This window comes from Candidatus Microthrix parvicella Bio17-1 (genome assembly GCF_000299415.1).
GTDB classification, from domain to species: Bacteria; Actinomycetota; Acidimicrobiia; order Acidimicrobiales; family Microtrichaceae; genus Microthrix; species Microthrix parvicella.
The window spans coordinates 68948-80705 of sequence record NZ_AMPG01000002.1 but is presented as its reverse complement, the minus strand read 5'-3'; the positions used below and the strand labels follow the sequence as shown (position 1 = coordinate 80705).

Here is an 11758-nt window from a genome sequence, read left to right as displayed (position 1 = left end):
GATGGGTGCATGAACAGGGCTGGACGACGCTCCACGACGCTCAGGAGCGAGCGATCGGGCCGATCCTCGACGAGCACCACGACGTCATCATCTCGGCGGCCACAGCGGCAGGTAAGACCGAAGCTGCCTTTCTGCCGATCTGCTCAGCGTTAGCTCACCAACGCGACGTTGCCAGAGGAGCCCCAACCGCTGACCCGTGGGAAGGCCACGACCCTTGGGCGCCACCGGTGCCACCGCCTGCCCCAGGCATCGAAGTCCTGTACCTGTCGCCGCTGAAAGCACTGATCAACGACCAGTACGACCGGCTGGACATGATCTGTGACCGGGCCGATGTCGCGGTCCACCGTTGGCACGGTGACGTGGCCGGAAGCGAAAAGCGCAAAACCGTGAAGCACCCTTCGGGGGTGCTGCTCATCACCCCGGAGTCACTCGAAGCCCAGTTCGTCAACCGTGGCAACGAGATCGCAACGATGTTCGCAGGTCTTCGCTACGTCGTCGTCGACGAGCTCCACTCATTCCTTGCCACACCCCGAGGTGCCCAACTCCAGTCGCTGCTGAACCGCATCGAGCTGGCCGTCCGACGACGACCGCCACGCATCGGGCTCTCTGCCACGCTCGGCGACATGTCTGCCGCAAAGGCGTTCCTCCGTCCTACCGGACCTGACAACGTGCTTGTGATCGAGTCAACCTCTGACGGTCAGGAACTCAAACTTCAGCTCCGCGGATACCGCGCGGCAGCACCCGATCTCCGTGGCCGCCAAGTGCGGGCCGCCGAAGCCGCCGGGCAGACCGTCGAGATCGAACAGGTCGTGAACGGTGACCAGCTCGACATTGCAGAGCATCTGTTCAAGTCGCTGCGCGGCTGTGACAACCTCGTGTTTGCCAACGCAAGAAGCGACGTCGAGACGTACGCCGACTTGTTGGCCAGGCGCTGCGAACGCGCCAAGGTTGCCAACGAGTTCTGGCCGCACCACGGGAGCCTTGCGAAGGATGTCCGAGAAGTCGTCGAGGCGCAGCTCAAGGACCGAACCCGGCCGGTCACCGCAGTGTGCACGTCAACACTCGAGATGGGAATCGACATCGGCTCCGTTGCGAGCATCGCCCAGATAGGTCCGCCGCCTTCGGTGGCTTCGCTTCGACAGCGACTCGGACGTGCCGGACGCCGGGGCGAACCAGCGGTGCTTCGCATGTACGTCACCGAGAAGGAGCTCGATATTCGATCGGCGCCAGCAGGTGAGCTTCGATGCAGTCTCGTCCAGACCGTGGCCATGGTGCGCCTGCTCCTTGAACGTTGGCTCGAACCTTCCGACGATGCAGGACTGAACCTATCGACGCTGATCCAGCAGGTCCTGTCCGTCATCGCGCAGCACGGCGGTGCCACGGCAGCTGAGCTTCACGGCGCCCTGTGCGGACCTGGGCCCTTCAGCGACTCGGATCCGGCACGTTTCAGTCGGCTCCTTCGATCCATGGCCGCCCAGGATTTGATCGTTCAATCCGGGGACGGCCTGTTGCTGCACGGCCAGTTAGGCGAGCGGGCTGTCAACCATTACTCCTTCTACAGCGCATTTCAAACCCAGGAGGAATGGCGGCTCATCGCTGACGGCAGGCCTCTCGGCACGCTGCCGGTCACCCAGCCTCTCGCCATCGGCGGGCTACTCATCTTCGCTGGTCGTCGCTGGCGCATCACCGGCGTCGATACGGTCGGCCACGTCGTCGAGCTGACCCGAGCCGCCGGCGGAGTACCTCCGCCCTTTGGTGGCGAAGTCGCACTCGTTGGGGATCGGGTCCGTGAGGAGATGGTCGCGGTCTATCAAGGCACCGATGTGCCCGTGTGGCTGGATGCCGAAGCCAAGACTCTTCTTGCCGAGGGTCGTAAAGCTTGGCGGCGCCTCGAGCTCGACCAACATGTTCTCGTTGCAGCCGGCAACGACACCATCATTCTTCCTTGGGTGGGGGATCGCGGTCTGTCCACCGCCGCGCTTGCCCTGGCAACACAAGGGCTAGTCGTGAGCGTCGACGGTCCCACTTTGACGGTCACCGACTCCTCCCCCGACCAGGTCGTTGCCGCCGCCAGATCCCTCCTCGCCAAGCCCGTCCCGGACCCATTGGAGTTCGGACGGCATGTCGAGAACTCCGAGGTCGACAAGTGGGACTGGGCGCTCGATGCCGAGCTTGCTGCCGAAGCAACCGCAGCCCGCATCATTGACGTAGCGGGTGCTTGGCGTGTCCTCGTTGCTGTCGACGCACAGCCCGGTTCGAAGCTGGGCTCACCAAGCGACCCCACCGCCCCATCGGTACCGTCGCCGCTACTTCCCCCCCCCCCACCCCCACCCCCACCCCCACCCCCTCCGCTTCCTCCTCTTCCTTCTCCTCCGGAGCCGAAGGGTCCCAAGCCAGGGTCGCTACTTGGTCATCTCCTCGAAGGTGGTGGACGTCTCGCCGTCATCGATGTCGAAACCACCGGCCTGTACAACAAGGACCGCGTCGTCGAGGTCGCCATCATCACGATCGACGAACATGGGACGGTCGACGAGATCTTCGAAACCCTCGTCAACCCTGGCCGTGACGTCGGGCCGACCTGGCTTCACCAGGTCACCGCCGAAATGGTCACCGACGCACCCATGTTCTACGACGTCGCCCATCACGTCGCTGCCAGGCTCGACGGAGCTGTCGTTGTTGGTCACAACCTGTCCTTCGACCAGCGGATGCTGTCCTCCGAACTCGCCGCTGCCGGCATCCTCATCCAGTGGGGTGACGGCCTCGACACCCTCAAAGTGACCGGCTGCAAGCTTGGTATCGCATGCGCTGAGAACGGCGTCGAGTTCGGTGGCGACGCCCACAGCGCCAAAGTCGACGCCTACGCAACCGCCGGGCTGTTGCTCTCGGTCGCCCAAGCTTTCACCCGGCCAGGCACACCTGCTTCGGCACAACCCATCGAAGTCCGACCGGCCCGCCTTCACAGCCGGAGCAGATCGAGCCAGGCTGAAGAACCTGCGCCTTACCTGGCGGCCCTCGCTGCTGGTATCCGGACTGCCGCCGATGTCGCCCCGTACGTCGTGTTGCTCGGTCAGGCGCTCAGCGATCTCAAACTCACTCAGGAAGAACGGGCCGAACTTGCTGCGATGGCAGACGATCTCAATCTCACGGGCGAGCAGGTCGAACGGGCACACCGGGAGTTCCTGAGCAGGCTCATAGATGCCGCACTCGACGACCACATCGTCACCGAAGCCGAGTACGACCAGCTGTGTCGTGCCGCAGCACTCCTCGGAGTCGACGTCTCTGTTGTCTCTCAACGCACCGACGGGTACCGGTCGACAGGTGGCGACCTCACGCTCACCGAAGGGCTGCAGGTCTGCTTCACCGGTGCCGCTCTGGATGCCCACGGCCGTGAGCTCTTACGCGCCGAGCTCGAGGAGCTTGCCCAGGACAGAGGTCTCATTCCAACGAACAGCGTGACGGCTAAGGCATGCGACCTTCTCGTTGCTGCCGACCCGGCATCCCGGTCCGGCAAAGCGGGCAAAGCCCGGAAGTTCGGCATCCCGGTAGCAGCAGTCGCCGCCTTCCTCGCCGCATCCGGCCCCGGTGACAGCCTTCCGGTATCCCGGTTGGAGTCCTCTGGCAAAGCGCTCGTGTGCGTGCGCTGCGGTTCATCCTGGCTCGCATCCCGGTCCTCAAGCCGGCCGGTCTGTGTCGAATGCCGAGAAACAGCCTGATATCAGGCAGAACAGCCCCGCACAGGGCGACACTCCATTCGCCGAAAACCCCTTCAACTGCAGGATAGACGAGGGCTGAAAGGCACTAGCCGCAATGCCGTTAACTTACGAGGGTGAGGGTGATTTCGGGTAGGTGGACTGGTTGTGGCCAGTCGGCGTGAGCCGCCCGTTTGACGTGCCACTTGGTGTACTTGCGTTTGACGACGCGGGGGAACGATCTGGCTCGTCGTTTGGGGTTGAGACGCCGAGCGAGGAGGGTGGTGGCGATGTTCCAGAGCCTGGCGAGTTCCAGCTCAGGGGGAAAAGCCGCCCTGTTGGGCGGTGTCTCGGGCGATCCTGAGTGCGGCAACGAACGAGACCCGGTCTGGGTCTCGGCCGCCGTTGACCTCGACGTCGGCCATCATCAGCCGGATGGCGTAGTGGCAACACAACATGGCCCACAGTTCCTGGTGGACCAGCTCCGGTGACTTCGACCGCAGCACACCCCGAGCACCACGCTGATGGGTCTTCAACTCATCGAAAACCGTTTCGATCTCCCACCGCTGCCAATACGCCGCGGCGAGGTCGCCGGCATCAATGTCGGCGGGGTCCAAGACGGTGGTGATCAACCGGAACCCGCCGTCGGTGTTGTCGTCACCGTCGGTGTCGAGTGTGCCGTTGTCGACGGTGTAGTCGATCACCCGCACCCTGACCGGGTTCGCTTTGCGGCCCGCCCGGCCTCCACGGCGGATCTCGCCGAGCCATGACCCGTCACCAAGGTCCTCCACGAACACAGGTTTCAGGTTCTTCTTGACCCGCCACAACAGATCGGCTCCGGTCGCTTCGGCCCGAACCCACAGGTCGTAGCCATAGAACCCCCGATCGGCGATCACCAGGCTGCCCGGTGTGAACCGGTCGACCAGCCCTTTCGACAGGCCGACCTCCGACGTTGTGTACGGGCCGATCTCCGCGTCCAAGATCGCATGGGTGCCACACTCCGCGACCGCGACCAGGCGGGCCAACGGAAACGCGGAACGTTCACCCTTGGACACACCAGCCCGACCGAAATGCTCATCATTGGCGGTCGTGTCGGGCACATCCATCGTGGTCCCATCGATCGCCAACAAACGCCGGCCACCCAGAAAACAGTCGTCCCAGTCCGGTTTGCCGATCGGCACAGCACCCCGACGGAACAACATCTCCAACGGCTCCGGGCCCAACCGGACACGGGCCTTGAACAACGCCACCTTCGACGCCATCTGCGGCGGACCGTCACCACCCTGGGCCCACACCAGCCCCGAAGACACCATGCCCAACACGTCCTCATAGGACCCGTCAGACCAAAGCGCCAACCCCAAACAGAAATAGGCCATCACCCGGGCCGGGAGCGCCCTCACCCGCTGCTCCTTCCGGCCACACGCCTCGACCACCTCATCGACAAGCGCTCGTGAGAACGCCTTCTCCAACACTCCCACCGACACCGAATCCGCCAACTGACCACCGGCAACAGCCGTTCTCTGTCCAACACGAGCCATCCGCCGATACTACACCCATGTAGTTCTAAGTTAACGGCATTGGCACTAGCCGCGATCCGGCACGTTTCTCCGGTGTTGGCGGCCTGAAAGCCGTTTTGGTGTGAGGGGGGTTGGTATCGGATGTGGTGGGGTGCTCGTGGCGGGTTCAGAGGGCTGCTACCCGGCTGTCCAGTGTGTTGAGGTGTGTTCGGGTTGGTGTGTGGGGTCGGTGAAGTAGCCCGGCCGAAGGTTCGGGCTGGTGGACTGGCTGTCTGGAGTAGGTGACGGTCAGATCTGGAGTGGTGCGGGCGGGTTCATGGTCCGGAGGCGGCGTCCTGCGTTGCGGAGGTGGGGGTTCCATGGCCATTGTTTGGGCCATAGCGTCCAGGTTTGCCGGTTGCGGACGCGGAGGATCGCGGGTGTGTTGAAGAGGCAACGTCTCAGCTTTTTGGGGTGGGCGTGTTCGAACTCGGTGCCGGCGAGGAGGTCGAGTTGGAACCAGCGACAGAGGGTGTGGGCCCAGCCGACCATTGAGGTCCAGACCTTGTTGCGGGCGGTGTCGGGGAACGGGAACCGGTCGAGGCCACAGGTTTTGAGTCGTTTGATGTTCTCTTCGACGTGGGCGTGTTCGCGTTGGAGCCGGTCGATCTCCAAAGCTGATTCGCCTGGGAGGTCGGAGATGATGATGGTGTGGCGCCAGCCGTTCGTGTCGAACATCCGCTGCTGGGCGCCGGGGTGTAACGGTTCGCGTCGGACGACGACTCGGGTGCCGGGCGGGTAGTGAACATCGAGGTCGTCTTTGGGTCGTTTCTTCAGCCCAACCCATCTGGCGATGGCTGGGTCGTCGGTGACCTCAACGACTTGGGCTTTGCGGGCGTCGACGTCGGAATGCTCGTCGTCGAGGTCGACGTTGTGGGGTTCCAACGCCTGTTCCCAGTTGGTGTTGTCGTCGAAGCTGAGGATCACCGAGCTCAAGACGGTGTTCGACCTTCCGGTGACACAGAACCGGACGTTGCGGTCCCACATGTCCCACATGAACCCGAGGGTGTGCCCGGCCGAATCGGATCTGACGAGGATTTCGTTGGCCGCGTCAGCAGCGACAGCGCCGGGGCGATGGGACCGGGCGACGCTTTCGGGGAGCGCGTCCAGTCCTGCGTCGACGATCCCAACGAGATCGGCGATGGTGTTCGCGCCGGCGTTGCCGGGCCGGTGCTCAACAGCGAGAGCCTCACCGGAGCAGTCAGCGAAACACGCGACCGGGTGGAACCCGTACCCGCGTTTGTAGTTGCCTTTGGCGTCTTCTTTCTCCGAGTGCACACGGGTGAGGGTGGCGTCGATGTCCAAGGTCACCCGACGGCCGGGGTCCGACCAGCCGTGTTCGGCCCACACCCGGGTGCGGACCTCGGCCATCACGCCGTCGATAGCACCAGTCGATCCGGGTGTTTTGGCGAAGTCGGCGATCATCCGCCGGAACGTCGTGTCCGAACCGACGTCACCCAGCACACCTTCGGCGGCTTGGACCATCGCCAGGTCGGTGCAGCAATCTCCTCCGGCGTTCAACATCAACAAGCCATGGACCAACAACCCGCCCCGGTCAACAACCGGTATTCCCGGGCCCAAATAGGGCACAGCACCGGCGAACCCGCCGGTCACTCCCAGCCGGTCGGTGTACTCAGCGAGCGGCCCCAAGCCAGCCAACGCGACGATCTTGTCGGTCTCATCATCGCCGTCATAGCGGACCGGTTCCGACGCGCTACATTGCACCTGACGGGTGCGTTCCATCCCAGCCTCCTTGTGTGTCTCGACAACCACAAGTTTGCCGGAACGGAGCGCATTTGTCGCGTCCGAACCTAGTTCTTCACGGTTCTACCATGCCGGATCGAGGCTAGACGGCAGGACCGACGCGGGAGTTCAAGTCCCCCTCCGACACAACTGTGACGTCTCAGGACTTCGGAACCTCCCAAACCCCGGGTTTGGAGGTGCTTCAAGGGCCGGAGGGTGACCGGTAGGCAGAGTCCGCCCTGAGTCCTAAAGGGAGCCGAGGCGCCGATTTGAAGGCGAGTCTCCGAACGTCGCCCGATTGCGTGAATTCTCACAAGGGGGGAGGTGTGTTCGACCACTTGCGAGGTTGCCGAGGTCGGTCCTACCACTACTTGTCAGACTGGCGCTGCGAAACGTCCGTCGGCTGCCGACGGCGAGTTGGGCAGCCTGCACCCTGCCGGACTCGAAGCGCTTCGGCTTGCTCGAAAGACGGCGACCCCGGCGGGGACAGGGGATCGATCCTCAACAGATTGTTCGCCATGTTTGTCTGCGTGGCGGGACGCGTCAGGTGGCAGGTCGGGTAGCTTGCATCCAATGGCAACGACCTCTGATTCGACCGGCGCCACATCCTCCCGACATCAGGCGACAGACCGCGGTGCGGCGTTCTTCGACCTCGACCGGACGCTGCTGCGCGGTGCCTCGGGCCGGGTCTACGGCGAGGCGCTCCGACGGGTGGGGCTGGGTCCCCGTCGAACCGGCATCGAAGACCTGGTCTTTGGGATCTTCGACACCATCGGCGAGACGTTGCCGGCCATGTTCATCACCCGCCAGGGGGTGCGGGCCACCAAGGGCTGGTCGCAGGCAAAGGTGCAGGAGGCGGCTGAGTGGGCTGCGCCCCACCTGGCAGACATCCTTCAGCCGTGGGCACATCAGCTCTTCGACGAGCACCGCGAGGCGGGTCGTCCGTTGGTGATGGCCACGACCACCCCGTATGACCTGGTCGCCCCGTTGGCTGAGGCGCTGGGCCTGGATGCTGTGGTGGCCACCCGGTACGAGACCGATGGCGAGGATCGTTACACCGGCCGGGTGGCGGGTCATTACGTGTGGGGCCGAGGCAAGCTCCAAGCGGTGGCCGAGTGGGCCGAGGATCACGACATCGATCTCGATGCCAGCTATGCCTACAGCGACAGCTTCTATGACCAACACCTGCTGGGTGCGGTCGCCCACGGTGTGGCGGTGAACGCCGACCCTCGCCTGGCGCTGCTGGCCATTGCCCGGGGCTGGCCGCAGATCCACCTGGATTCACCCCCCGGGGTGCCCAAGTTTCTGGGCATCGAGCCTCAACAACTGTTGTTTCAGCTTGTCCGAAGCGAGTTTTTCCCCTACGTGCGCTTCGATATGGACGGCATCGACCTGCTGCCGAAGGAGGGTCCGGCGATCATCGTGGCCAACCACCGCTCGTATTTCGACCCGTTGGCGGTGGGCGTGATGGTGGCCCGGGCCGGCCGGCCGGTGCGCTTCCTTGGCAAGAAGGAGGTGTTTGACGCGCCGCTGGTGGGCGATATCACCAGAGCGCTTGGTGGCATCCGCGTGGAGCGGGGCAGTGGATCGGACGAGCCGCTGGCCGCCGCCACCGACGCACTTGCCGCAGGCGAGGTGGTGGCCTTGATGCCCCAGGGCACCATCCCCAGGGGCCAGGCGTTCTTCGACCCCGAGCTGAAGGGCCGCTGGGGAGCGGCTCGGCTGGCCCAGGAGTCGAGGGCACCGGTGATACCGGTGGGAGTGTGGGGTACCGAGCACGTTTGGCCCCGCAGCTCCAAGTTGCCCCACGTGTGGAACGTGTTGTCGCCTCCCACGGTGAGACTGCGGGTGGGTGGGCCGGTGGACCTGAAGTACCGGTCGCTGAAAAAGGACACCGAGCGCATCATGGATTCGCTGGTCGACCTGTTACCCGCCGAGGCACGAGAGCACCGCACACCGACCGAGGAGGAACTGGCCCGCACCTATCCCTCCGGTCGGGTGGAGACCGACAGCGACCACGAGGCCGACCGCCGCCCCGGCAGCGACTGAGGGACCGAGCAACCTCATCGAGGAGTGACATGGCACCGACCGCGTTTCTGCATCCCTTCGCCCGGCCCGCAGCCGAGCAGTTCGTCAACATGGTGCGCGGGGAGGGTGCTGCGGTTTGGGACGACGCCGGCAAGCGCTACGTCGACGCGATGGCGTCGCTTTGGTACTGCCAGGTCGGTCATGGACGCACGGAGATCGCCGAGGCAACTGCCGCCCAGATGGAGACGCTGGAGGCGTTCCACACCTTCGAGATGTTCACCAACGACCCGACCGAGCAGCTGTGCGCAGCGTTGGCCGAGCGATCGCCAATGGACGGCACCCGCGTGTTTCTCACCAACTCCGGCTCGGAGGCGGTGGAGACGGCCCTCAAGCTCAGCCGTCTGTTCTGGGCGTGGCAGGACCAGTCGGAACGACGGGTGATCATCTCGCGTCGACGCGCCTACCACGGGGTTGGGTACGGCGGCACCACCGCACAGGGGCTGCCCGCCAACCGGGAGGGTTGGGGCGAGTTGTTGGCCGACGTGGTGCATGCTGACGCCGACGACCTGGCACAGGTGAAGGAACTCTTCGCCACCTACGACGGGCGGGTGGCGGCGGTGATCGCCGAACCGTTGCAGGGAGCCGCCGGCGTCTACCCGCCGCAGCCGGGCTACCTGGAGGGGTTACGTGCCCTCTGCGACGAGCATGGGGCGCTGCTGATTTTCGACGAGGTGATCAGCGGATTCGGTCGGCTCGGTCACTGGTGGGGTGCACAGCGGTACCAGGTGACCCCCGACCTGATCACGTTCGCGAAGGGCGCCACGTCGGGCTATTTGCCGCTTGGCGGGGTGCTCACCGGCGCAAAAGTCAACGAGGTGCTGCAGGCCGATGACACCCGGATGCTGCGTCACGGCTTCACCTACTCGGGGCATCCCACCGTATGCGCGGCGGCGCTGGCGAACCTGGCGATCATCGAGAACGAGGGGCTGATGGCCAAAGCGGTGGCCATCGGTGAGCGACTCGGCCCTGCGCTGAAGCAATTGGTCGACGAAGGGCTCGCAACCGAGCTGCGAGGCAGCGAAGCCATCTGGGCCCTCGGTCTGAACGAGGGCGTCGCACCGGCGGCGGTGCGCGACCACATGCTGGCCAACGGGGTGATCCCCAGGCCGATCCCAACCTCAACCGTGGCCTTCTGCCCGCCGCTGGTGATCGGGGACGACGACTTGGACCTCATCGTTGCGGCCACCCGGTCGGCTCTCGCTGAACTTGCAGGGACTCAGGCATGAGCATGCTGGGTCGGTCGGGCTCCGCCGGTGATGCACCCAAGCCGGGTGACCCCGCGGTCGCCGCCATGCTGGCGGATTCTGAGCTGGCACCGTTTTGGCTGAACCGCCCGGAGGTGGCACTGCCCGCCCGGCCTCCGATCCGTGGGCATCATCAGGCCGACCTGGTGGTGATCGGCGCCGGGTTCACCGGGCTGTGGGCGGCACATCAGGCACTGGACGACGAACCGAACCTTGACGTGCTCGTCATCGACGCCTCCGGGCCGGGCGACGGCGCCTCGGGCCGCAACGGGGGGTTCTGCGACGCGTCGATTACCCACGGCGTAGCCAACGGCATGGCGCACTGGCCGGAGGAGTACTCAAACCTGCACCGTCTTGGCAACGAGAACCTGACGGGTTTGCTCGCCGACCTGGAACGTCACGGCATCGACGCCTGCTGGGAGCCGGTTGGTGAACTTGACGTGGCCAACGCCGACTGGCAGTTGGAGGATCTGCTGGGAGGTGTGGCGGCGCTGCGACGGGCGGGCGACCGGGTGACCGTGCTCGACCGGGATGCGGTACAGGCCGAGGTGGCGTCGCCCACCTTCGTCGGTGGGGTGTGGCGCCACGACAACGTGGGCCTGGTCGACCCCGGGCGCCTGGTGGCCGGGCTGCGGCAGGCCCTGGTTGGCCGCGGGGGTCGCCTGGCCGACCACACGTCGGCGGACGGCCTGGAACGGTCCGACGCCGGCGTGGTCGTTCGGGGCCCTGGCCTGGAGATTCGTGCCGGGCGGGTGATGGTGGCGACCAACGCGTTTCCCGGCTTGGTGCCGGCCATCCGCCACCAGGTGGTGCCGGTGTACGACCACGTGCTGGTCACCGAACCACTCGATGCCGCCCGCCTCGAGTCGCTGGGTTGGGCCAACCGCCAGGGCGTGGGCGACGCCGCCAATCAGTTTCACTACTTCCGGCTGACCCCCGACAACCGGGTGCTGTGGGGCGGGTACGACGCCATCTACCACTACGGAGGCAAACTTGGCCCGGCGGTGGAGTCCAACGAGCCCACCGAGTCGATGCTGGCCGCTCAACTGCTGGAGTGCTTCCCACAGTTGGAGGGCGTGCGGATCAGCCATCGTTGGGGCGGACCGATCGGAACGACCACGAGGTTTGCCTTTACCGCCGGGTGCCGGTGGGACCGGCGTGTGGCGTGGGCGGTCGGCTACACCGGGCTGGGAGTCGGCGCCACGCGGTTTGCGGCCCGGGTGGCGGTCGACCTGCTGGCGGGCGTGGACAACGAGCGCACCCGCCTGGCCATGGTGCGCAGGGGGCCCGTCCCGTGGCCTCCGGAGCCGGTGCGCTGGACCGGCATCACGCTCACCCGACGGGCGATTGCCAAGGCCGACCGCAACGACGGCCGACGTGGGCCATGGTTGCGGCTGTTGGACGCCGCCGGGGTCGGTTTCGACAGCTGAACCGTCCG

The 11758-nt window shown here is 65.4% G+C and carries 6 protein-coding genes; 4 read left to right on the top strand and 2 right to left on the bottom strand.

What is annotated here, in order from left to right; translation table 11 throughout:
- Positions 1–5: 5 nt before the first annotated feature.
- The gene (locus MPARV_RS24645; RefSeq protein WP_202948823.1) at positions 6–3713 is read left to right on the top strand and encodes a DEAD/DEAH box helicase; all 3708 of its coding nucleotides are present in this window, start codon (positions 6–8) and stop codon (positions 3711–3713) included.
- Positions 3714–4006: 293 nt separating this feature from the next.
- Here MPARV_RS24645 and MPARV_RS0108515 read toward each other — a convergent pair whose 3' ends face one another.
- Complete coding sequence (locus MPARV_RS0108515; protein WP_020377940.1) at positions 4007–5227, bottom strand: IS4 family transposase; 1221 nt, start codon at positions 5225–5227, stop codon at positions 4007–4009.
- Between the two features lie 267 nt (positions 5228–5494).
- A complete protein-coding gene (locus tag MPARV_RS0108510) occupies positions 5495–6988 on the bottom strand; it encodes an IS1380 family transposase (protein ID WP_031277526.1) in 1494 nt (497 codons plus the stop codon).
- A 573-nt stretch (positions 6989–7561) separates the two neighbouring features.
- Between MPARV_RS0108510 and MPARV_RS0108505 the strand changes: the two genes are divergently transcribed.
- Genes MPARV_RS0108505 through MPARV_RS0108495 form a run of 3 tightly spaced genes read left to right on the top strand, consistent with a single transcriptional unit; the run spans position 7562 to position 11750 of the window.
- The gene (locus MPARV_RS0108505; protein WP_051011949.1) at positions 7562–9037 is read left to right on the top strand and encodes an HAD-IB family hydrolase; all 1476 of its coding nucleotides are present in this window, start codon (positions 7562–7564) and stop codon (positions 9035–9037) included.
- A 29-nt stretch (positions 9038–9066) separates the two neighbouring features.
- Positions 9067–10302: an aminotransferase family protein gene (locus tag MPARV_RS0108500; RefSeq protein WP_020377939.1), complete on the top strand. Its 1236-nt coding sequence runs from the start codon at positions 9067–9069 to the stop codon at positions 10300–10302.
- On the top strand, positions 10299–11750 hold the full coding sequence (locus MPARV_RS0108495; protein WP_020377938.1) for an NAD(P)/FAD-dependent oxidoreductase: 1452 nt from the start codon (positions 10299–10301) through the stop codon (positions 11748–11750). Before MPARV_RS0108500 ends, MPARV_RS0108495 begins: the two co-directional genes overlap by 4 nt.
- Positions 11751–11758 lie beyond the last annotated feature (8 nt).